Source organism: Paracoccus limosus, from assembly GCF_009711185.1.
GTDB classification, from domain to species: Bacteria; Pseudomonadota; Alphaproteobacteria; order Rhodobacterales; family Rhodobacteraceae; genus Paracoccus; species Paracoccus limosus.
The window spans coordinates 1-19950 of sequence record NZ_WMIF01000010.1; the positions used below are offsets into that span (position 1 = coordinate 1).

Sequence of the window (19950 nt, forward strand, 5' to 3'; positions counted from 1 at the left end):
AAGGTGACCAAGCAGAACAAGCCCGAGGCCGAGGCCCGCATCATGGCCGTGGTCGAGGATACCGGCGCCGAGCTGATCGTGCTGGCGCGCTACATGCAGGTGCTGTCCGATGACATGTGCCGCAAGATGTCGGGGCGGATCATCAACATCCACCACTCGTTCCTGCCCAGCTTCAAGGGGGCGAACCCCTACAAGCAGGCCTATGAGCGCGGGGTGAAGCTGATCGGCGCGACCAGCCATTACGTCACCGCCGATCTGGACGAGGGCCCGATCATCGAGCAGGACACCATCCGCGTGACCCATGCCCAGTCGCCCGAGGATTACGTCAGCCTTGGCCGCGACGTGGAAAGCCAGGTGTTGGCACGGGCGATCCACGCCCATATCCACCGCCGCGTGTTCCTGAACGGCAACAAGACCGTGGTCTTCCCGGCCTCGCCCGGCAGCTACGCCAGCGAGCGCATGGGCTGAGCCAAGACGGGGGCGCCCCTCGCGCCCCCTCATCCTACCCGACGGGTGGCTTCTTTCGTGCCGAAATATCCCCGCCGGAGGCACCCAAGACCCGTCCCGGGCGCCCCCCGCGCCGCCTAGGACAAAGGCCGCCGATCATCCCCGCAATGCGATAAGGCTGAAGCAATGCTGTCGGCGTAATGAACCAGCGGTTTGCGCAGCCCATGCGTCAGCAGAACCCGGCGGATGTCGCGGCTGGCTCCGGTCAGCCAGAGCGTCATGCCCTTGCGATGGGTCTTCTGGGCCAGCCCCTCGATCATGTTGGCGCCACTGGAATCGAGAAAGGGCACCGCGCTGAAATCCACCACCAGCATCTTGGCCCCGTCCTGAATATTGTCGAGGACCGAGCCGATGCTGGCCGCCGCGCCAAAGAACAGCGCCCCCGAGATGCGATAGACTACCGCGTCCTGCGGCTGCTGCACATCGCGAGAGCGCAGGTGATCGGGAATATCGTCGCTGACGAAGGCGTGCTGGGTGCGCACCTCGGTCGCCTTGCTCATGCGCTGGATGAACAGCAGCGAGCCAAGCGCCAGCCCGGTGACGATCGCCTCGGTCAGGTCGCGAAATACGGTCAGGCCAAAGGTCACCGTGAGCACCGTGGCCTCGCCCCAGCCCGAGCGCAGCAGGACGGCGATGGCGGGTTTCTCGACCATGTTCCAGGCCACCACCGCCAGCACCCCGGCCAGCGCTGCAAGCGGGATGTAAGAGGCCAGCGGCGCCGCCACCAGCATGAAGACCAAAAGGAACGCCGCGTGCAGCATGCCCGCGACGGGGCCATGTGCGCCCGAGCGGACGTTGGTCGCGGTGCGCGCGATGGTCCCGGTGACGCAGATGCCGCCGAACAGCGCCGAGCCCATATTGGCGATGCCCTGCGCCAGCAGCTCGCAGTTCGAGCGGTGCCGCCGTCCGGTCATGCCATCGGCGACCACCGCCGACAGCAGCGATTCGATGGCGCCAAGCAGCGTCAGCGACAGCGCCGAGGGCAGCAGCGCCACCACCTTTTCCAGTGAGAACGGCGGCAGATGCGGCGCCGGCAGGCTGGAGGGGATGCCGCCGAATTTCGAGCCGATCGTCGCGACTGGCAGCCCGGTCAGCCCGACGATCAGCGCGGCGGCGGCCACCGCGATCAACATGCCCGGCCAATGCGGGCGCAGGTGCTTCAACCCAAGGATCAGCGCCGCCGTGCCAAGCGCAATGGCCAGCGCCGCCGGCGTCAGCGTGCCGCGCGCCTGCCACAGCGCCGCCAGCTTGGCCACCAGCTCGCCCGGCTCATGCGCAAGGTCGAGGCCGAAGATTTCCTTGATCTGGCTGGCAAAGATGATGACCGCGATGCCGGCGGTAAAGCCGACCGTCACCGGAAAGGGAATGAACTTGACGAATGTGCCCAGCCGCAGCAGCCCCATGGCGGCCAGCATCAGCCCTGACAGGAAGGTGGCGATGATCAGCCCGTCCATGCCGTATTTTGTGACGATGCCCGCCACCAGCACGATGAAGGCGCCTGCCGGGCCGCCGATCTGGTAGCGCGAGCCGCCAAGCGCCGAAACAAGGAAGCCGCCGATGATGGCGGTATAGAGCCCCTGCGCCGGGGTCGCGCCCGAGGCGATGGCGATGGCCATGGACAGGGGCAGCGCCACGATCGCCACGGTCAGGCCGGCGATGGCATCGGCACGCAATTGCGCCAGCCCATAGCCATCGCGCAGCACGGTGACGAGCTTGGGCGTGAAAAGCGAGGAAAATCCCGGCTGTTGCGGGGTTGCTGTCTGGGTCATCTCAAGGCCGCACCTTTGCAAAGGGGGCGGCGGCATCGTCGGCAGGAGGTCGGCGGTCGCCGTCGCATTCAGGGTCGTTCGCTGTCCGGGGCAGGTTTCAGCCGCACGCCGCGACCGCCGGACGAACTGACGGCGCCTTCGCCGATCAGATCGATCCCGGCGGCGTCCAGTGCCTCGACCACGCGCGTCAGGCTGTCGACGACGCCGCGCACATTGCCATCGCTGGCCTCCATGCGCTGGATCGTCGGGACCGACAGGCCCGAAAGCTCGGCCAGCCGTTTCTGGTCGATGCCAAGCAGGGCGCGTGCCGCACGCATCTGGGCCGCAGTGATCATTCAGCCGATTCCCATCCTTCACATGCATGGCTAGCATATCACTATAGATGTTTGAAACATCAATTCTGATGGGTCTACCCTAAACTTCCCAACCTTTTCCCGAATGCCGGCGCGGTTTGCCCGACCGTTGCCTGCCTGCTATGCAGGGGGCGGATGCGGCCCGCAGGTGGGGACAGGCGATGGCAGTCAGGCTTTTGTTGATCGCGGCGGTGGCGCCGGCCGGGGCGCAGTTTCCCGCCGATCCGCCGGCGGCGCCCGGCCCGCTGTCCCGCGTCAGGCCGCTGGAGCGGCCGGGGCAGGCGGTTTCGTCGCCGCTGCTGCGCGCGCGCCAGACGGCGGCGGCGCTGGGATTGCAGCCGGTGATCGAACCGGCGCTGGCCGAGGTGGATTTCGGCGCCTGGCGCGGGCAATCGCCCGAGGCGGTGCTGCAGGGCGATCCCGCTGGCTTTGCCCGCTGGCACGCCGATCCCGCTCAGGCCCCGCATGGCGGCGAAAGTTTTGCCGCGATGTCGGCGCGGGTCATCGACTGGCTGGCGCGGATCGCCGGGCAGGCGGGCACGCTGGTCGCGGTCAGCCACCCCGGCCCGATGCAGGCGGCGCTGTTGCATGTGCTGGGAGCCGGCACCGCCGAGGCGGGCCGGATCGGCGTCGGCTCTCTGTCGCGGCTGCAGCTCAGCCATGACGGGCGGCGCTGGTCGGTGGTGCTGCCGGCCGGGGCCTGATCAGGCCGCTTGGCCCAGCCCGGCCAGCCGGGCCTTCAACTGCTCGCGCGGGATCTCGGCGCGGCTGCCGCCCAGAACCTCGCGGCCACGTTCCAGCATCACGAAGCGGTCGCCAAGGTCATAGGCGAAGTCGAAGAACTGCTCGACCAGCACGATGGCCATGTCGCCCCGGTCGCGCAGGCCTTTGATGACGCGGCCGATCTGCTGGATGATGTTGGGCTGGATGCCCTCGGTCGGCTCGTCAAGCAACAGCACCTTGGGCCGGGTGATCAGCGCGCGGGCAATCGACAGCTGCTGCTGCTGGCCGCCCGACAGATCGCCGCCGCGCCGGTGGCTCATCTCGGCCAGCACGGGGAAATGCTCGAAGATCGCGTCAGGGATCTTGCGTTCGCCGCTCGGCAGCAGGCCAAAGCCGGTTTCCAGATTTTCGCGCACCGTCAGCAGCGGAAAGATCATCCGGCCCTGCGGGACATAGCCGATGCCGCGCGCGGCCATGGTCTGGGCATTGACCCGGCCCAGTTCCTCGCCGTTCAGGCGCAGCGTGCCGCCGGATCGCGGGTGGCTGCCCGACAGGACCTTCAGCAGGCTGGTCTTGCCGACGCCATTGTTGCCCATGATGCAGGTGACCTGACCGGGCTCGGCGATCAGGTCGATGCCGTAAAGGATCTGGCTGCCGCCGTAATGCAATGTGATGCCGCGTGCGTCCAGCATGTCAGCCCCTTCCCAGATAGACTTCGATGACCTGCGGATTGGCGGTGACGTGATCGAGGCTGCCCTCGGCCAGAACCGAGCCTTCGTGCAGGACCGTCACCTTGCAGTCCAGCCGGCGTACGAAATCCATGTCATGCTCCACCACCACCACGGCGTGGCGCTGCGCCAGACGGCGCAGCAGCGTCGTGGTCTGTTCCCGCTCGGCCAGGGTCATCCCGGCGGCGGGCTCATCCACCAGCAGCAGGCGCGGCTCCTGCGCCAGCAGCATGCCGATCTCCAGCCATTGTTTCTGGCCATGGCTCAGCTCGCCCGACTTGCGGGCCAGATGCGCGTCCAGCCCCACCTCCATCGCCAAGGCGGTGACGCGGGCCTCTGTCTCCAGCCCCGGTTTCCACCACAGCACCCGGAACGGGCCGCGCGCGGCCTTCAGCGCCATGGTCAGGTTTTCGGCCACGGTCTGGTCCTCGAACACGGTCGGGCGCTGGAACTTGCGGCCCACGCCGGCCCGGGCGATCTGCGCCTCGTTCAGCTTGAGCAGGCTGACCGAGTTTTCGCCCCACAGCACTTGGCCTTCGTTCGGGCGGGTCTTGCCGGTCACGATGTCCATGAAGGTGGTCTTGCCGGCGCCGTTCGGGCCGATGATCGCCCGCAACTCGCATTCTGCGATGGCGAAGCTGAGATTGTTGATGGCGCGGAACCCGTCAAAGCTGACCGAGATGCCGCTGACCTCCAGAAGCGCGCTCATTCCACGGCCTCCCTTTCCTGCAAGGCGCCCATGTCCGGGCCAAGGGGGGTGCCGCCGCGCCGGGGCGGGCGCAGATGCGCCAGTGCGTCAAAGATGCCCGAGATGCCCTTGGGGGCAAACAGCGTGACCAGCACGAAGGAAAGGCCCAGCAGCACCTGCCACCAATCCACCCATTTGATGGTGTAGAACCCAAGGTTCACATCCGGGGCGCGGCCCCCGGTGAACCAGCTTGACAGCATCGAGACGACGATCGCGCCGATCACCGCGCCGTAAAGCCGCCCCCGCCCGCCGATCGCCACCCAGACCGCCAGATAGATCGAGGCGATGGGCGCCAGCTCCGCCGGGTTGATGATGCCCGCCTGCGGATAATACAGCGCCCCCGCGATGCCCGTAATGACAGCGGCAAGCGTAAAGACCACCAGCTTGTAGCTTTCGACCGAATAGCCCAGGAAGCGGACTCGCGCCTCATCGTCGCGGATGGCGCGGGTGACGCTGCCGAATTTGCCCGAGGCGACCCAGGACACCAGCAGATAGCCAAGCCCCAGTGCCACGGCCGAGGCCCAGAAGAACCAGATCGACAGGCTTTCCTGCGGCACGGCATCCAGACCGGGAATGTTCTGCAGCCCCGACAGCCCGTTATTGCCGCGCAGGCCCGAATCGTTCTGGAACAGATACAGCGCCAGCGCCAGCGTCATCGCCTGCGTCAGGATCGACAGATAGACCCCGTTCACGCGCGAGCGGAACGCCAGCCAGCCAAAGACCAGCGCCAGCAGTCCCGGCACCAGCACCACCAGCGCCAATTGCCCGATCAATGAGCCGGAGAGGAACCAGATCGCCGGGAACTGGTCCGAACCGACGACGCCAAAGATCTGGGTGGCGACGGCCTGATTGATCTCGGCGGCGGTCGGGGGGATCGGCAGGTTCGCAAGCGAGCCGGTGACGATGGTCTCGGTCCGCGCGACCATCAGCCACATGCCGATCATGTAGCCGCCAAGGGCAAAGAACGCCATCTGGCCCAGCGACAGGATGCCGGCATAGCCCCAGACCAGATCCATGGCGACGGCGGCCAGCGCCAGACACAGCGTCTTGCCCAGCGTCTTGACCATGCTGGTCGAGATGACGCCGGTGCCGTAGCCGGTGGACAGGATCGTGACGCCCACCGTGAACACGGCCAGCACCGCCAGAAAGACCAGGATCGAGGGGTGACGAAGCACCAAGGGTTTGCGCATGTCAGGCCCCCACGGCGGCGCGGCCCTTGGCGGCGATGATGCCGCGCGGCCGGAACTGGATGAAGATGATGATGAACAGGATCATGTAGGTCTGTGCGGCCAGCGTATTGGCCGGGTTGAACCACTCGATGCCCTTTTGCAGGAAGCCGATCAGCGCGGCCCCGGCCAGCGTGCCCCAGATATTGCCGACGCCGCCGACCACGACCGTCATGAAGCTTTGCACGATGTAGTCGCTGCCAAGCTCTGAGGTGACCTTGGCAAACAGCCCGATGGCCACGCCCGCGATCCCGGCGATGCCCGAGCCAAGGCCAAAGGTCAGCATGTTGATGCGGTCGGGGCTGATGCCCATGCTGGCCGCCATGCCGGGGTTCTGGGTCACGGCGCGCACCTCGAGCCCCAGCCGGGTGCGGTTCATGATGAAGAGGTAAAGCCCCAGAAACACCAGCGCGAGGACGAAGATCGCGATGCGGATATAGCTGATCGACACGATGTCGTTGAAGGTCAGCGCCCCGTCCAGCCAGCCCGGCGAGGTCAGCGGGCGGGCCTGCGTGCCGAAGATGTTCTTGGCCAGCTGTTGCAGCGCGATGGAGACGCCGAAGGTCGCCAGCAGCGTCTCCAGCGGGCGCTTGTAGAGGTGCCGGATCACCAGCCGCTCCAGCGCCACGCCGGCGGCGAAGGTGACGGCAAAGGCCAGAGGCAGCGCCACGATCAGCGAGATCGTCTTGTCGCTGATGAACTGCTGCACGACATAGCCGGTATAGGCGCCCATCATGATGAATTCGCCATGCGCCATGTTAATGACGCCCATCACGCCAAAGGTGATGGCCAGACCGATGGCGGCAAGGAAATAGATCGAGGCCAGGGACAGCGCATCCAGCGACAGGTCCGCCGCCTGCATCAGGCCGATGCGGGTTTCGGTGCCGCGCAGGGCGGCGCGGGCGGCGGCGGTGACATCGGCGTTCGGCTCGGCATAGACATCGAGGAAATGAAAGCGGTCGAGCGCGGCGGTGACCTCATCCTCGCTGGCGGCGGGTTGCACCAGACCCTGCCCTTCAAGCGCGGTATAGGCGCGGTCGCGGGCGGCCTCATCGCCAAGCTCGATCACCGGCACGCCGCCGACCATGCCGTTGACGATGTGCTGGGCCAGCGTGGCGCGCTCGGCCTGCGGGGTCAGGCGGGCGGGGGCGAGGCCCGCATCGACCAGCATGGCATAGGCGGCATCGCGGGGAATGTCGCTGCCCACGGCCAGTTCATCCGCGACATTGGCATCGGCGGGGATGGTCTCCAGCGCGACGCGGCGGGTGGTCAGGATCGGGTTCAGGCTGGCGCGGAACTCCAGCGAGGTATCGCCGCCAAAGCTTTGCATCGCGGCGATGCGCGCGGCGGGATCGGTGTCATATTGGATGGTCAGCAGCCGTTCCAGCCGCTGCTTGCGCGCGGCGAGCGTCGGGTCGGGATCGTCCATCGCCTGCCGCAGCAGGCCCAGTTGCGCGGCATCGCCCTTGCGCGACAGCGCCTCCAGTGCCTCGGCGCGGCGCTTGGGATCGGGGTCGGACAGGGCCGAGCCCGCCATCGCCGCCGAGATCAGCCCGCGCACGCCCGAATTCGGGCGCAGCAGTGTCACCTGATCCTCGGGGGCCGGGCCCAGATCGGCGCCGGTCGCGGCATCGGTCAGGTGCAGCGCGTCGCCTTCGGGGGCGGCGATCACCAGCCGCCCGTCGGATTTGCGCAAGCCCAGCAGCCGGTCGCCCCAGGCTTGCAGCAGCGCCGCGCCCTGCGGCCCGGTTGCGGCGATGGCTGCCACCACCGGCTCGACCGTCTGGCGCGAGGGCTTTTCGATCTGGTCGCGATACTGGGCGATCACCCCCGCCAGATCAGCAGTTTGCGCGCGGGCGGACAGCGGCAGGACCAGCGCCAGAAGCGCCAGGACTAGGACAATGGAACGCATGAAATCCCCGGAACGGTAAGAAAGGGGCGGCAGAGCACTGCCGCCCACAGGGTCAGGTCAGTAGTTCGACTTGATCTGCACGCAGCTGTTGGTCTCGGTGTTCCACATGCCGCATTTCTTGTCCGGCCAGTCGCTGTCCAACTTGGCGCTTGCGGGCAGGAAATCGGTCCAGGCGTCGCCCGCGACTTCCTTGGTCTGGCTGACGATGTCGAACTGGCCGTCCTTGCGGATCTCGCCGATCAGAACCGGCTTGGTGATGTGGTGGTTCGGCAGCACCTTGGCCTCTCCGCCGGTCAGGTTCGGGGTTTCCAGACCGACGATGGCGTCCAGCACCTTGTCGGTATCGGTCGATCCGGCCTTTTCCACCGCCTTGACCCACAGGTTGAAGCCGATCATCGTCGCTTCCATCGGGTCATTGGTCACGCGCTTGGGGTTCTTGGTGAACTTGTGCCATTCGTCGATGAAGGCCTTGTTGGCCGGCGTGTCGGCGGACTCGAAATAGTTCCAGGCGGCCAGATGCCCGACAAGGTTGGTGGTATCCAGACCGGCCAGTTCCTCTTCGCCGACCGAGAAGGCCATGACCGGGATATCGTCCGCCGAAACGCCCGCCGCCGCCAGTTCCTTGTAGAAGCCGATGTTCGCGTCGCCGTTGATGGTCGAGACCACGCCGACCTTCTTGCCGTCCGCGCCCAGAGCCACCACGTCAGCGACGATCTTGGACCAGTCGGAATGGCCGAAGGGGGTGTAGTTGACGAAGATATCCTCTTTCTTGACGCCCTTGCCGGCCAGATAGCTTTCCAGAATGTTGTTCGTGGTGCGCGGGTAAACGTAATCCGTGCCCAGAAGCGCCCATTTCTCGACGCCCAGCTCGTTCATCATGTAATCCACCGCCGGGATTGCCTGCTGGTTCGGCGCGGCGCCAGTATAGATCACGTTCTTGGACGATTCCTCGCCCTCATACTGCACCGGATAGAACAGAAGGCCGTTCAGCTCCTCGATGACCGGCAGCACGGATTTGCGGCTGACGCTGGTCCAGCAGCCAAAGATCGCATCGACCTTGTTCACCGAGATCAGCTCGCGCGCCTTTTCGGCAAACAGCGGCCAGTCCGAGGCCGGGTCGACCACGACCGCCTCGATCTTCTTGCCCAGCAGGCCGCCCTTGGCGTTCTGCTGGTCGACCATCATCAGGACGGTGTCCTTCAGCGTGGTCTCGGAAATCGCCATGGTGCCTGACAGCGAGTGCAGGACGCCGATCTTGATCGTATCCTCGGCCCAGGCGGCGCCCGCCAGGCCTGCCGATACGGCGGCGGCGGCGAAGGCAGTGGTGATCCTGTTCATCCCTGTTTTCCCTCTTTGTGATTGCGCCGCATCGCGGCAAGAGGATCAGGGCAGGGTGCGGGGATTCTGCCAAGTTCAGCGGCAAACTGCGCGCACGGGTTTTTGAACTGCGCGTGATTGTGATTATTTATCGGGCTGAAAGCCTGAAATTAAGGCGTTACGCAAAGAAAAGGGCGGCCAAAGCCGCCCCATTTCCTGCGATTGCCTAGCTGCGCAGCAGGGACAGCAGGTTGCTGTCGGCATAGCCATCGGGGGTCATGCCGCGCGAACGCTGGAACGCCTTGACTGCCTCGACCGTCTTGGCACCCAGCTTGCCGTCGACGCCGCCGGTGTCAAAGCCCTTGGCCATCAGCAGGCGCTGCACCTCGGATTTTTCGCTGTTCGACAGCGGCCGGTCGCCGCGCGGCCAGCTGCCCTGAATGCCGGGCAGTCCGGCGATGGCATCGCCCAGATAGCTGACGGCCAGAGCATAGCTGTCCGAGGCATTGTATTTCAGGATGGCGCGGAAGTTTTCGGTAATCAGGAATGCCGGCCCGCGCGCCCCGGCAGGCGCGATGATCGCCCCCGAGGGAACGGCCGTGCCGTTGGCGGTGCGCACGCCCATTGCCGCCCATTGCGCGCCGGATTTCACGACCGACTTGCTGACCTGATTATAGTCAAAGCCTTGCGGCAGGATCACCTCGGCGCCCCAGGGCTGGCCGGGTTGCCAGCCGTTCTGGTGCAGGTAAGAGGCGGTCGAGGCCAGCGCATCGGTCGGATCGTCCGACCAGATGTCGCGCCGGCCATCGCCGTTGTAATCCACCGCATGGGCAAGGAAGGACGAGGGCATGAACTGCGTATGCCCCATGGCGCCGGCCCAGCTGCCGACCATATGCGCCGAATCGACATCGCCCGACTGGATGATGCGCAGCGCGGCGACCAGCTCGCCGGCAAAGAACTCGCCTCGCCGCCCGTCATAGGCAAGGGTCGCCAGCGCGGGCACGATGGGCGTGCTGCCGCGTCCGCCGCCAAAGTTCGATTCCATGCCCCAGACGGCCAGCACCACCTCGCGCGGGACGCCATAGCGCGATTCGATGGCCGACATGGTCGAGGCATATTGCGCCGCCTTGCTGCGCCCGGTCGCCGCGCGCGAGCCGATGGCACCGTCGAGATATTCCCAGACCGGCTTCGAGAACTCGCTTTGCTTGCGGTCGAGCGCGATCAGGTTCGGCATGAAATGCGCGTCGGCCATGGCGCTGTCAAAGACCTGCGGCGAGATGCCGGCGGCCAGCGCGCGCGGGCGGAAGGCCTGCACCCAGCTCTGGAACCCGGCCTCGGACCCTTGGGCGCCCGCCGTGGGCAGGCCGCCGAAATTGCCGCCGCCGGCCGAGGGCGCGCGGTTCATCGACACACCGCAACTGGCCACCGTCAGGGTCAGCAGCGCCGCAGCGGCGATCCGGGAAATGCCTTTGGTCATCGTGCCTGTCCGTTCCGTGCTCTTGTTCTGGTTGCAGGCAGTCTAGCGCAGCCCGGAGCGGGTGGATAGCCGGTCCGGGCCTAGTCCTATTCCTCGTCCTCGTCGCCGTAAAGCGGCTCCATCTGGGCCACGATCACGGCGTTTTCGGCCAGTGCGCGGTCCATCAGGGCGCGTTCCTCTTCGGGGATGTCATGGCCTTCGGCCAGACGCTCATCCACGGTGCCATGGCCGGTCACATCCAGCGGTGCCAGCCCGGCCTGTTTCAGGATCGCTACGGTTTCGCGCACAGCCTCGGCCTCGTCCTTGCCCGAGGCATAGCAGACCAGCGCAGCCCCGCTGGCATCGGCGGGCAGGCCGTCATCGGCGGCGCGGCCGACCTGAACCAGAAGTGTATAGACCTGCTGCATGACTTTCCCCTTGCCCGGATTTGCGCTCATATCGCCCGAAAACGAGGGGACAGACAATGAGCAAGAGCCTGAACCGGGTGCGCGCGGCGTTGCAGGCGGCCGGGCTGGCGGTCAAGATTCGCGAGACCGACGACAGTGCCCGCACCGCCGAGGGCGCGGCGGCGGCTGTGGGATGTGCGGTCGATCAGATCGCCAAGTCGATCATCTTTCGCGGCGAGGACAGCGGCCATGTCGTGCTGTTCCTGACCGCCGGCAGCAACCGGGTCGATCCGGTCAAGGCCACCGCGCTGGCCGGCCAGCCGCTAGGCAAGGCCGACGCCGGGCTGATCCGGGCCGAGACCGGCTTTGCCATCGGCGGCGTCGCGCCCCTGGGGCATCTGCGCCCGATCGCGGCCTGGATCGACCCGCGGCTGGCCGAGTTTCCCGTGGTCTGGGCCGCCGCCGGCACGCCGCGCCATGTGTTCGCCATCGCGCCCGCAGAGCTGATCCGCGTCACCGGCGCCCGCATGGTCGATTTCTGTGCATGAAAAAGGGGCGGAATGATCCGCCCCGTTTGTCACCTGCGCGCCCCGGTCAGGATATGGCGCGTTTCAGCCAGATCAGGATCACCGCGCCGATCAGCCCGGCAAAGCCCTGCGCCAGCCAGCTGCCAGCGGCGAAATGCACGCCGAATACCCCCAGAAGGGCGTTGGCCACCACGGCACCGACGATGCCAAGGATGATGTTCAGAAGCAGGCCGGTGTCGGCCTTCATGATATTGCTGGCGATCCAGCCAGCAAGACCGCCGACGATGATGGCGGCGATCCAACCCAAGCCCTGCATGTGCGACCTCCTGTGAATGCGGGGTTCCGGCGAGGCAACGCTTGCCGGAAGCCTTTGGTTTCACGCGAGGTTGGAGGGCTGCAAATGAAGCAGCCCGGCAACGGCTCAGTCGCGCAGCAGCTCGTTGATCGAGGTCTTGGAGCGGGTCTGCGCATCGACGCGCTTCACGATCACCGCGCAATACAGGTTCACGCCGTTTTTCGACGGCAGCGAGCCCGCGACGACGACCGAACCGGCCGGAACCTCGCCATACATGACCTCGCCGGTTTCCCGGTCAACGATCTTGGTCGATTTGCCGATGAACACGCCCATGCCCAGAACCGAGCCCTCGCGGACGATGCAGCCCTCGACCACTTCGGAACGGGCGCCGATGAAGCAATTGTCCTCGATGATGGTCGGGCCGGCCTGCATGGGTTCCAGAACGCCGCCGATGCCGACACCGCCCGACAGGTGGACGTTCTTGCCGATCTGCGCGCAGCTGCCGACGGTGGCCCAGGTGTCGACCATGGTGCCCTCATCGACATAGGCGCCGATGTTGACAAAGCTGGGCATCAGCACCACGCCCTTGGCGATATAGGCCGAGCGGCGGACGACGCAGTTCGGCACGGCGCGGAAACCGGCATTCTTCCAGTCCTTTTTCTTCCAGCCGGCGAATTTGCTGTCGACCTTGTCCCACCAGCCGCCGTCTTGCGGGCCGCCGTGGTGGATCTCCATGTCCTTTAGGCGAAAGCCCAGCAGCACGGCCTTTTTCGCCCATTGGTTCACATGCCAGTCGGCGCCGCGCTTTTCGGCCACGCGCAAGGTGCCCTTGTCCAGCGCCTCAAGCGTCGCCTCGACCGCGTCGCGGGCCTCGCCCTTGGTGTCGGGGGTGATCTGGTCGCGGATCTCCCAGGCGGATTCGATGGCGGCTTCTAGGGCGTCATTCGACATGGTCTGGCCTCTCTCGGGTGGAAACTGTCACGCAAGGGCTATAAGCCGGGGCCTGCGGTCGCGCAATCCGCCCGCAGCCTGCACCAGAGGTTTAGATGATCGAAGAAGACGAGCGCAGCCACCCGTTCCGCGACAGCCATCAGGACGCCGTTACCGCGCGCAAGATCCCCGATACGCCGCAGACCCGTGCCCCGGCCTATCGGCTGGCCTTTACCGACAATGAATTCCTGCTGCGCGAAGAACTGCGCCCGGTCCGCCTGCAGCTTGAACTGCTGAAGCCGCAGATGATCATGGATGCCCGCGGCATCCGCTCGACCATCGTGATGTTCGGCGGCGCCCGCATCCCGGCGCCCGACCGCCGCGACAGCGCCCGCACCCCGAAACTGGCCGAGCTGTCGCAGTATTATGACGAGGCGCGGCGCTTTGCCCGGATCATGACCGAGCGCAGCCTGGTCAGCTATGGCGCCGAGAATGTGATCTGCACCGGCGGCGGCCCCGGCGTGATGGAGGCGGGCAATATGGGCGCCTCGGACGCGGGCGGGGTGTCGATCGGGCTGTCGATCGTGCTGCCGCATGAACAGGCGCCGAACGCCTATGTGACGCCGGACCTGTGCTTCAATTTCCACTATTTCGCCGTCCGCAAGATGCATTTCCTGATGCGGGCCAAGGCGGTGACCGTGTTCCCGGGCGGGTTCGGCACGCTGGACGAGATGTTCGAGGCGCTGACCCTGATCCAGACCGGCCGGATGAAGCGCATCCCCTTTATCCTGTTCGGCGTCGAATTCTGGAAGACGGCGATCAACTGGCAGGAGCTGGCCGAATGCGGCACGATCAGCCCCGAGGATCTGGACCTGATCAGTTTCGTCGAGACGGCCGAAGAGGCCGCGTCCATCATCGACAGCTGGGTCGAGGACTGCGCCTGAGCGCAAGCCCGTCGCCGGTGGCTATTGCGGCCACCAGGCGATGAAATCATGGCGGCCGACACTATCCTTGCCGGGGTGGTCCGAGCCGGCGCTTTCGCTGGCCGCCCCCTCCATCGCGCCGCTGCGATAGATGGTATAGGTGCGCTGCGGCTGCAGTTCGGGGTCGCCATCCTCGCTGACCTGCCGCACGACGATGGTGCCTTTTTTCAGCGCGCGCTGGAAAGCCGGGTCGTCGGCATAGACAGATTTCAGATATTCGATCACCTTGGCGCGAAAGGCGGCCTGATCCACCGGCGCATCCTTGTCCTTGCCGGTTTCGCGTGCCATCTCGCTGCGGATCATCCGCTCCAGCGCGGGATCGGTCTCGATCAGCCGGTCCACGGCCTGACTGCTCAGCAGGAACTGGTCCTGCGGCTGGTCGGCCTCATTGTCGTGGCGCTGCTTGTGCTGCCGGTCCTTGTCGTTCTGCCGGGCGAGGGGGCCGACATGCGGGCCGATGATGCGGCTGTCGGCTTCGGCCGGATCGGATTGCGACAGCGCCGTCAGCGGGCGCAGATGCCGGCGGTCATCGTCCGACAGCGAGGAATTCGCCGCCGAGCCCGGCGGGGATTGCCCGGTGACCGTCACCGCCGCAGGACCCGACAGCGCAGAGATGGGTGAGGGAATCATGGCGCACCTGTGGGATTCGTTCAAATACACCATGGTATTGTAGATCCTGCGCCGCAGATTGCCGCGCCGGTTTTGCCAAGGATTTTAACAAAGCCTTTACACCCGGTGATAGGGGCTGCCCGACAGGATGGTGGTGGCGCGATAGATCTGTTCGGCCAGCATGACGCGGGCCAGCATATGCGGCCAGACCATGCGGCCAAAGCTGATCGCCAGATCGGCGCGGTCGCGCAATTGCGGCGAAATCCCGTCTGCGCCACCGATGACAAAGACGATGTCGCGCGCCTGATCGCGCCAGCCTGCGATGACTTCGGCAAATTCGGGCGAGCTGAGCAGCTTGCCGCGCTCGTCCAGCACCACCAGCGCGGCTCCGGCGGGGATCGCGCGTTCCAGCAAGGGGGCTTCGGCCTCCATGCCGCCGCCGCGCTTGTCCTCGACCTCGGCCAGCGTCACCGGGGGCAGGCCAAGCGCGCGGCCCGCCTTGGCGTGACGGTCGAGGTAATCGGCGATAAGCGCCGCCTCGGGGCCATTCCGCAGCCGCCCGACCGCAGCAATGACCATACGCATTCGCGCAGCAGGCCCGGTTCAGGCCTGCGGGCGGCGCGCCGCCTCGTCGGCGGCATGATCGGCGCGCATCCGGTCCAGCGTGGCGGAGCGCAGCGCATCCGCCGGCATCCACATCTTTTCCAGCTGATAGAATTCGCGCACTTCGGGGCGGAAGACGTGGACGATCACGTCATCGGTATCGATCAGCACCCAGTCGCCGGTTTCCTGGCCCTCAATGCGGGCACCGCGACCGGTCTGCTGCTTCAGACGCTGCACCAGCTTTTCGGCAATGGCAGCCACCTGACGCGCGTTGCGGCCCGAGGCGATGACCATGTGGTCGGCCATGGCAGAACGACCGCGGAGGTCGATGGTCACGACATCCTCGGCCTTGTCATCATCCAGCGATGCAAGAATGCGGTCCAGAAGCTGATCGCTGGTCAGATCTGTTTCCGCAGCGGGCGCAGCCGGCACGGAGGCCGGCGAAGCGGTATTGGACAGGGGTTCATCCTCCGGTCATCGCGCCGCAATTCCCCGGCGCCGGGTTCTTGCAATGTAACATGGAATCCGCCCTGCTCAATGCAGGCTGGGCGGATTTCTGGGCGAATTTCCGGCCAGACAGGCGGCCAAAGGCAGATTTCCCCATGGGTCGGGGCATTGGACCAGCCCGGTTTCCCATGCCAGTCGCCGCGTCTCGCGCCGCTGGATTTCCTGCGCGCGGTCGTCGGGATGATCCAGCACAAAGACCGTCAGCGTGAAAATCGCCACGCAGATCAAGGGCATCAGCCGAAAGAGGATCCGAATCGCCATGCTTGCCTCGTCGATGGTTGTGCCGCGCAACTTAGACCCCGAAGCCGAACAGAGAATTAACACCCTCGTGCGCGATGTTGAAAACCCGGCGCGGCAGGCGTAAAACAGCCGACATGCAAGGATTCGTCTATTTCGACATCCATGATCGCGCCCGCCTGCCGGGCCGGTTCTACGGCGAAAGCCTGTCCGTCACCGCCCGACTTTGACGGACGATGGCGCATGTGCGCCCCTGCCGCCCTGTGCGACCCTCGTGCAATCCAATCCCAGCTACTCTTTCGGAAAGAGAAAGCCATGACCGGCAACACCAACGCGGGCGCGCCCCGCACGCTGTACGACAAGATCTTCGACGCCCATGTCGTCGACCGGCAAGAGGACGGCACCTGCATCCTCTATATCGACCGCCACCTGGTCCATGAGGTCACCTCGCCCCAGGCCTTCGAAGGGCTGCGCATGGCCGGCCGCAAGGTTCATTCGCCCGAGCGCACCATCGCCGTGCCGGACCACAACGTGCCCACGACCGCCGACCGCGTGAACGGCATCGAGAACCCCGAAGGCCGCATCCAGGTCGCCGAGCTGGACAAGAACGCCCGCGAATTCGGCCTGAACTACTATCCGATGAGCGATGTGCGTCAGGGCATCGTGCATATCGTCGGCCCCGAACAGGGCTGGACCCTGCCCGGCATGACCGTGGTTTGCGGCGACAGCCACACCGCGACGCATGGCGCCTTTGGTGCGCTGGCGCATGGCATCGGCACCTCCGAGGTCGAGCACGTTCTGGCCACGCAGACGCTGATCCAGAAGAAATCCAAGAACATGAAGGTGGAAATCACCGGCAAGCTGCGTCCGGGCGTCACCGCCAAGGACATCACGCTGGCCGTGATCGGCAAGACCGGCACCGCCGGCGGCACCGGCTATGTCATCGAATATTGCGGCGAAGCGATCCGCGATCTGTCGATGGAAGGCCGCATGACCGTCTGCAACATGGCGATCGAAGGCGGCGCCCGCGCTGGCCTGATCGCCCCGGACGAAAAGACCTATGAATACTGCATGGGCCGCCCGCACGCCCCCAAAGGCGCTGCATGGGAAGCCGCCGTCAACTGGTGGAAGACGCTCTTCACCGACGAAGGCGCGCATTGGGACAAGGTCATTACCATCCGCGGCGAAGACATCGCTCCGGTCGTGACCTGGGGCACCTCGCCCGAGGATGTGGTGGCGATCACCGACAAGGTTCCCGCCCCCGAGGACTTTGAAGGCGGCAAGGTCGAGGCGGCGCGCCGCTCGCTGGACTATATGGGCCTGAAACCCGGCACGCCGCTGAACGAGGTCAAGATCGACGCGGTCTTTATCGGCTCCTGCACCAACGGCCGGATCGAGGATCTGCGCGCCGCAGCAGGTATCCTCAAGGGCAAGCATCTGGCTGACGGCGTGCGCGGCATGGTCGTGCCCGGCTCGGGTCTGGTGCGTCTGCAGGCCGAAGAAGAGGGTCTGGACAAGATCTTTACCGATGCCGGTTTCGAATGGCGTCTGGCGGGTTGCTCGATGTGTCTGGGCATGAACCCCGACCAGCTGGCACCGGGCGAGCGTTGCGCCGCGACCTCGAATCGCAACTTCGAGGGCCGCATGGGCCGTGGCGGCCGCACCCATCTGATGTCGCCGGTCATGGCGGCAGCGGCCGGGATCGCCGGTCACCTGACCGATGTGCGCGAGGTCATCGCCGAGACGGTGTGACCTGCTGCGGCTGGCGGCGGGGTGATCCTCGCCGCAGCAACAGCAGCGCGTTGATCGCGATCAGGACCAGCCCGGCGTTCTCGAACCAGAAGTTGAACTTGATCCGCGCGAAATCCATGTTGATGAGGCTGTCCACGTGATGGAACCCCACCGCCCGCACCAGCACAAAGCCGCACAGCACGGCCAGCCCGACAAGGGCCAGCCCGTTGCCGCGCAGCCGACCGCGAAGCGAGCGCAGGGCCAGCAGCAGGGCCAGCAGCACGACAAGGATCAGCCCGGCGATAAAGCCGATCTGCACCAGTGCCCGGTTGTCATACCAGCCTTCGGCATGGGCCATGCAGCGGCCAGTCGCGGTCAGCGCGGTTTGCAGGTCAAGCTGCTTGTTGATCGCCAGAAAGCCCAGCAGCGGCACCAGCGTCAGCCACAGGCCGCGTGCCGTGCCGGGCGGGTTGCGCATCGTCACGCGCAGTGCAAGCACGAAACAGGCCAGATAGGACAGCACCGTCAGCCAGCCCGTGACATCGGGATCGCCGATTCCCGGGGACCATTGCTGCGCAATGCAGGCGCGCAGGGCTGCGAAACTCGTGAAACCAAACATCTGAAAATCACCCTTGCGGCGGAAAACATCTGTCGCCGCCATAAAGGTTAACGGCCTGCCACCTGCGCGGCCAGTCAATTCTGCGAGGAAGCAAATGGACAAATTCACCACCCTGACCGGCATCGCGGCGCCCATGCCGCTGGTCAATATCGACACCGACATGATCATCCCCAAGCAGTTCCTGAAGACGATCCACCGCTCGGGTCTGGGCAAGAACCTGTTCGACGAGATGCGCTTCAACCCCGATGGCAGCGAAATCGCCGATTTCGTGCTGAACCAGCCGGCCTATCGCGACAGCCAGATCATCGTCGCCGGCGACAACTTCGGCTGCGGCTCGTCGCGCGAGCATGCGCCCTGGGCCCTGCTGGATTTCGGCATCCGCTGCGTCATTTCGACCAGCTTTGCCGATATCTTCTACAACAACTGCTTCAAGAACGGCATCCTGCCCATCGTCATGCCGAAAGAGGTGGTCGATGTTCTGATGGAGGACGCCGGCAAGGGCGCGAACGCCCGCGTTACCGTCGATCTGGAAAACCAGACCGTGACGACCTCGGACGGGCAGAGCTTTGCCTTCGAGGTGGACCCGTTCCGCAAGCATTGCCTGCTGAACGGCCTCGATGACATCGGCCTGACCATGGAAAAGGCCCCGGTCATCGCCAGTTACGAAACCCAGATGGCGCAGAGCCGCCCTTGGGTCTGAGGGCGCTTGTCCTTGCGGCGCTGCTGGCGGGAGCAGGCCTTGGCCTGCCCGCCGGGGCGGCGCCGCTGCGGATCGCCAGCTACAGCCCCGACCTGTCGCGCGACGGGCCGGGGCTTTTGCTTCGCGATCTGGGACGCAAGGACGCGCAGATCGACGCGGTCGTGGCCATCATCGCCGAGGCGCGCGCCGATGTGCTGCTGCTGACCGGGTTCGACTGGGACTATGATGGCCGCGCATTGGCGGCGTTCCGCAAGCGCCTTGCAGAGGCCGGGCTGGACTATCCGCATGTCTTTGCCCCGCGCCCGAATGCCGGTGTCGAGACCGGGCTGGATCTGGACGGCGACGGCCGGCGGAGCACGGCGGATGACAAGCAGGGCTTCGGGCGCTTCACCGGGCAGGGCGGCATGGTCCTGCTGTCGCGCCACCCGCTGGGCCCGGTGGTCGATTACAGCGACAGGCTGTGGCGCGATCTGCCCGGCAACAGGATGCCCGACACCTCGCCCGAAGTGGCTGCGGCGCAGCGGCTGTCCTCGACCGGGCATTGGGATGTGGTGGTGACGGTGGCGGGCCAGCCGCTGCATCTGCTGGCCATGTCGGCCTCGCCACCGGTGTTCGGGCGCGGCGACCGCAATGCCCGGCGCAATCACGACGAGCTGGCCTTTTGGCTGGGCCATTTGCCGGCGCAGCCCTTCGTGCTGGCGGGCAAGCTGAACATGGACCCGCTGGACAGCGCTGGCGATCCGGGCGCGCTGGCGCGGATCATGGACAAGGTGCAGGACACGCAACCGCGCAGCGACGGCGGGGCGCAGGCCGGCGGAGCAGGAGTGAACGCCGGGCAAAAGGGCGATCCGGCGCTGGACACCGGCGACTGGCCCGATGAGCGGCCACCCGGCAACCTGCGGGTGGATTACGTCCTGCCGCAGCAGGGATTGAAGGTGCTGGGCTCGGGCGTGATCTGGCCGGCAGAGGGGCCGCTTGCTAAACTGGCGCTGACCGCGTCGAGCCACCGGCTCGTCTGGGTCGATCTGGACTGGCCGCCTGCGGATGCGCCCGACTGACGGGC

Annotated in this window: 23 protein-coding genes; 7 read left to right on the forward strand and 16 right to left on the reverse strand. The window is 66.0% G+C overall.

Annotation, left to right across the window (positions count from 1 at the left end; all coding sequences use genetic code 11):
* Positions 1–468 (forward strand): formyltetrahydrofolate deformylase (locus tag GL279_RS08700; RefSeq protein WP_155064244.1); only part of this gene is annotated, 468 nt, incomplete at its 5' end.
* A gap of 116 nt (positions 469–584) precedes the next feature.
* Here GL279_RS08700 and GL279_RS08705 read toward each other — a convergent pair.
* Complete coding sequence (locus tag GL279_RS08705; protein WP_155064245.1) at positions 585–2276, reverse strand: SulP family inorganic anion transporter; 1692 nt, start codon at positions 2274–2276, stop codon at positions 585–587.
* Positions 2277–2344: 68 nt separating this feature from the next.
* The gene (locus GL279_RS08710; RefSeq protein ID WP_155064246.1) at positions 2345–2611 is read right to left on the reverse strand and encodes a helix-turn-helix domain-containing protein; all 267 of its coding nucleotides are present in this window, start codon (positions 2609–2611) and stop codon (positions 2345–2347) included.
* Between the two features lie 179 nt (positions 2612–2790).
* On the opposite strand from GL279_RS08710, the gene GL279_RS08715 reads away from it, so the two are divergent.
* Entirely contained in the window at positions 2791–3333 is a 543-nt protein-coding gene (locus tag GL279_RS08715; RefSeq protein WP_170293942.1) for a histidine phosphatase family protein, read from the forward strand.
* Here GL279_RS08715 and urtE read toward each other — a convergent pair whose 3' ends face one another.
* The 7 genes from urtE to GL279_RS08750 all read right to left on the reverse strand — a co-directional run bounded on the left by urtE (position 3334) and on the right by GL279_RS08750 (position 11167).
* Positions 3334–4044, reverse strand: a complete 711-nt coding sequence (gene urtE, locus GL279_RS08720; RefSeq protein WP_155064248.1) for an urea ABC transporter ATP-binding subunit UrtE — start codon at positions 4042–4044, stop codon at positions 3334–3336.
* 1 nt (position 4045) lies between these two features.
* The gene (gene urtD / locus GL279_RS08725; protein WP_155064249.1) at positions 4046–4789 is read right to left on the reverse strand and encodes an urea ABC transporter ATP-binding protein UrtD; all 744 of its coding nucleotides are present in this window, start codon (positions 4787–4789) and stop codon (positions 4046–4048) included.
* Positions 4786–6018 (reverse strand): urea ABC transporter permease subunit UrtC, encoded by a 1233-nt coding sequence (gene urtC, locus GL279_RS08730; protein WP_155064250.1) that lies wholly within the window; start codon positions 6016–6018, stop codon positions 4786–4788. The genes urtD and urtC overlap by 4 nt, the downstream gene beginning before the upstream one ends.
* A 1-nt stretch (position 6019) precedes the next feature.
* Entirely contained in the window at positions 6020–7966 is a 1947-nt protein-coding gene (gene urtB, locus GL279_RS08735; protein ID WP_155064251.1) for an urea ABC transporter permease subunit UrtB, read from the reverse strand.
* 57 nt (positions 7967–8023) lie between these two features.
* Positions 8024–9304 (reverse strand): urea ABC transporter substrate-binding protein, encoded by a 1281-nt coding sequence (gene urtA, locus GL279_RS08740; protein WP_155064252.1) that lies wholly within the window; start codon positions 9302–9304, stop codon positions 8024–8026.
* 205 nt (positions 9305–9509) lie between these two features.
* Positions 9510–10760 (reverse strand): lytic murein transglycosylase, encoded by a 1251-nt coding sequence (locus GL279_RS08745; RefSeq protein ID WP_155064253.1) that lies wholly within the window; start codon positions 10758–10760, stop codon positions 9510–9512.
* A gap of 86 nt (positions 10761–10846) precedes the next feature.
* On the reverse strand, positions 10847–11167 hold the full coding sequence (locus GL279_RS08750) for a hypothetical protein (RefSeq protein WP_155064254.1): 321 nt from the start codon (positions 11165–11167) through the stop codon (positions 10847–10849).
* A gap of 56 nt (positions 11168–11223) precedes the next feature.
* Here GL279_RS08750 and GL279_RS08755 point away from each other — a divergent pair, with 56 nt between their 5' ends.
* Positions 11224–11694, forward strand: coding sequence for a YbaK/EbsC family protein (locus tag GL279_RS08755; protein ID WP_155064255.1), 471 nt, complete (start codon positions 11224–11226; stop codon positions 11692–11694).
* A 46-nt stretch (positions 11695–11740) separates the two neighbouring features.
* Here the strand turns inward: GL279_RS08755 and GL279_RS08760 are convergent, their stop codons facing one another.
* Entirely contained in the window at positions 11741–11989 is a 249-nt protein-coding gene (locus GL279_RS08760) for a GlsB/YeaQ/YmgE family stress response membrane protein (RefSeq protein WP_155064256.1), read from the reverse strand.
* Between the two features lie 105 nt (positions 11990–12094).
* Positions 12095–12919 (reverse strand): 2,3,4,5-tetrahydropyridine-2,6-dicarboxylate N-succinyltransferase, encoded by an 825-nt coding sequence (gene dapD / locus GL279_RS08765; protein WP_155064257.1) that lies wholly within the window; start codon positions 12917–12919, stop codon positions 12095–12097.
* Between the two features lie 95 nt (positions 12920–13014).
* Between dapD and GL279_RS08770 the strand changes: the two genes are divergently transcribed.
* Entirely contained in the window at positions 13015–13842 is an 828-nt protein-coding gene (locus tag GL279_RS08770; protein ID WP_155064258.1) for an LOG family protein, read from the forward strand.
* Positions 13843–13863: 21 nt separating this feature from the next.
* On the opposite strand, the gene GL279_RS08775 is transcribed toward GL279_RS08770, so the two are convergent.
* From GL279_RS08775 to GL279_RS08790, 4 genes are all read right to left on the reverse strand, one after another.
* Complete coding sequence (locus tag GL279_RS08775; protein ID WP_155064259.1) at positions 13864–14511, reverse strand: hypothetical protein; 648 nt, start codon at positions 14509–14511, stop codon at positions 13864–13866.
* A 96-nt stretch (positions 14512–14607) separates the two neighbouring features.
* Positions 14608–15075, reverse strand: a complete 468-nt coding sequence (gene rlmH / locus GL279_RS08780) for a 23S rRNA (pseudouridine(1915)-N(3))-methyltransferase RlmH (protein WP_155064260.1) — start codon at positions 15073–15075, stop codon at positions 14608–14610.
* Positions 15076–15093: 18 nt separating this feature from the next.
* Positions 15094–15525 carry a ribosome silencing factor gene (gene rsfS / locus GL279_RS08785; RefSeq protein ID WP_343039755.1) on the reverse strand — a complete coding sequence of 144 codons (432 nt, stop codon included), beginning with the start codon at positions 15523–15525 and terminating at the stop codon, positions 15094–15096.
* 102 nt (positions 15526–15627) lie between these two features.
* The gene (locus GL279_RS08790; RefSeq protein WP_155064261.1) at positions 15628–15861 is read right to left on the reverse strand and encodes a hypothetical protein; all 234 of its coding nucleotides are present in this window, start codon (positions 15859–15861) and stop codon (positions 15628–15630) included.
* 291 nt (positions 15862–16152) lie between these two features.
* On the opposite strand from GL279_RS08790, the gene leuC reads away from it, so the two are divergent.
* The gene (gene leuC / locus GL279_RS08795; RefSeq protein ID WP_155064262.1) at positions 16153–17589 is read left to right on the forward strand and encodes a 3-isopropylmalate dehydratase large subunit; all 1437 of its coding nucleotides are present in this window, start codon (positions 16153–16155) and stop codon (positions 17587–17589) included.
* Here leuC and GL279_RS08800 read toward each other — a convergent pair.
* Entirely contained in the window at positions 17570–18187 is a 618-nt protein-coding gene (locus tag GL279_RS08800; protein WP_155064263.1) for a hypothetical protein, read from the reverse strand. The genes leuC and GL279_RS08800 overlap by 20 nt on opposite strands.
* Before the next feature lie 94 nt (positions 18188–18281).
* Between GL279_RS08800 and leuD the strand changes: the two genes are divergently transcribed.
* Complete coding sequence (gene leuD / locus GL279_RS08805) at positions 18282–18887, forward strand: 3-isopropylmalate dehydratase small subunit (RefSeq protein ID WP_155064264.1); 606 nt, start codon at positions 18282–18284, stop codon at positions 18885–18887.
* On the forward strand, positions 18878–19945 hold the full coding sequence (locus tag GL279_RS08810; protein WP_155064265.1) for an endonuclease/exonuclease/phosphatase family protein: 1068 nt from the start codon (positions 18878–18880) through the stop codon (positions 19943–19945). Before leuD ends, GL279_RS08810 begins: the two co-directional genes overlap by 10 nt.
* Positions 19946–19950 lie beyond the last annotated feature (5 nt).

Excerpts from the sequence above, each read along its gene's own strand:
- GL279_RS08705 (WP_155064245.1), bottom strand. The coding sequence starts at position 2,276 with ATGACCCAGACAGCAACCCCGCAACAGCCGGGATTTTCCTCGCTTTTC.
- GL279_RS08710 (WP_155064246.1), bottom strand. The coding sequence starts at position 2,611 with ATGATCACTGCGGCCCAGATGCGTGCGGCACGCGCCCTGCTTGGCATC.
- GL279_RS08715 (WP_170293942.1), top strand. The coding sequence starts at position 2,791 with ATGGCAGTCAGGCTTTTGTTGATCGCGGCGGTGGCGCCGGCCGGGGCG.
- urtE (WP_155064248.1), bottom strand. The coding sequence starts at position 4,044 with ATGCTGGACGCACGCGGCATCACATTGCATTACGGCGGCAGCCAGATC.
- urtD (WP_155064249.1), bottom strand. The coding sequence starts at position 4,789 with ATGAGCGCGCTTCTGGAGGTCAGCGGCATCTCGGTCAGCTTTGACGGG.
- urtC (WP_155064250.1), bottom strand. The coding sequence starts at position 6,018 with ATGCGCAAACCCTTGGTGCTTCGTCACCCCTCGATCCTGGTCTTTCTG.
- urtB (WP_155064251.1), bottom strand. The coding sequence starts at position 7,966 with ATGCGTTCCATTGTCCTAGTCCTGGCGCTTCTGGCGCTGGTCCTGCCG.
- urtA (WP_155064252.1), bottom strand. The coding sequence starts at position 9,304 with ATGAACAGGATCACCACTGCCTTCGCCGCCGCCGCCGTATCGGCAGGC.
- GL279_RS08745 (WP_155064253.1), bottom strand. The coding sequence starts at position 10,760 with ATGACCAAAGGCATTTCCCGGATCGCCGCTGCGGCGCTGCTGACCCTG.
- GL279_RS08750 (WP_155064254.1), bottom strand. The coding sequence starts at position 11,167 with ATGCAGCAGGTCTATACACTTCTGGTTCAGGTCGGCCGCGCCGCCGAT.
- GL279_RS08755 (WP_155064255.1), top strand. The coding sequence starts at position 11,224 with ATGAGCAAGAGCCTGAACCGGGTGCGCGCGGCGTTGCAGGCGGCCGGG.
- GL279_RS08760 (WP_155064256.1), bottom strand. The coding sequence starts at position 11,989 with ATGCAGGGCTTGGGTTGGATCGCCGCCATCATCGTCGGCGGTCTTGCT.
- dapD (WP_155064257.1), bottom strand. The coding sequence starts at position 12,919 with ATGTCGAATGACGCCCTAGAAGCCGCCATCGAATCCGCCTGGGAGATC.
- GL279_RS08770 (WP_155064258.1), top strand. The coding sequence starts at position 13,015 with ATGATCGAAGAAGACGAGCGCAGCCACCCGTTCCGCGACAGCCATCAG.
- GL279_RS08775 (WP_155064259.1), bottom strand. The coding sequence starts at position 14,511 with ATGATTCCCTCACCCATCTCTGCGCTGTCGGGTCCTGCGGCGGTGACG.
- rlmH (WP_155064260.1), bottom strand. The coding sequence starts at position 15,075 with ATGCGTATGGTCATTGCTGCGGTCGGGCGGCTGCGGAATGGCCCCGAG.
- GL279_RS08790 (WP_155064261.1), bottom strand. The coding sequence starts at position 15,861 with ATGGCGATTCGGATCCTCTTTCGGCTGATGCCCTTGATCTGCGTGGCG.
- leuC (WP_155064262.1), top strand. The coding sequence starts at position 16,153 with ATGACCGGCAACACCAACGCGGGCGCGCCCCGCACGCTGTACGACAAG.
- GL279_RS08800 (WP_155064263.1), bottom strand. The coding sequence starts at position 18,187 with ATGTTTGGTTTCACGAGTTTCGCAGCCCTGCGCGCCTGCATTGCGCAG.
- leuD (WP_155064264.1), top strand. The coding sequence starts at position 18,282 with ATGGACAAATTCACCACCCTGACCGGCATCGCGGCGCCCATGCCGCTG.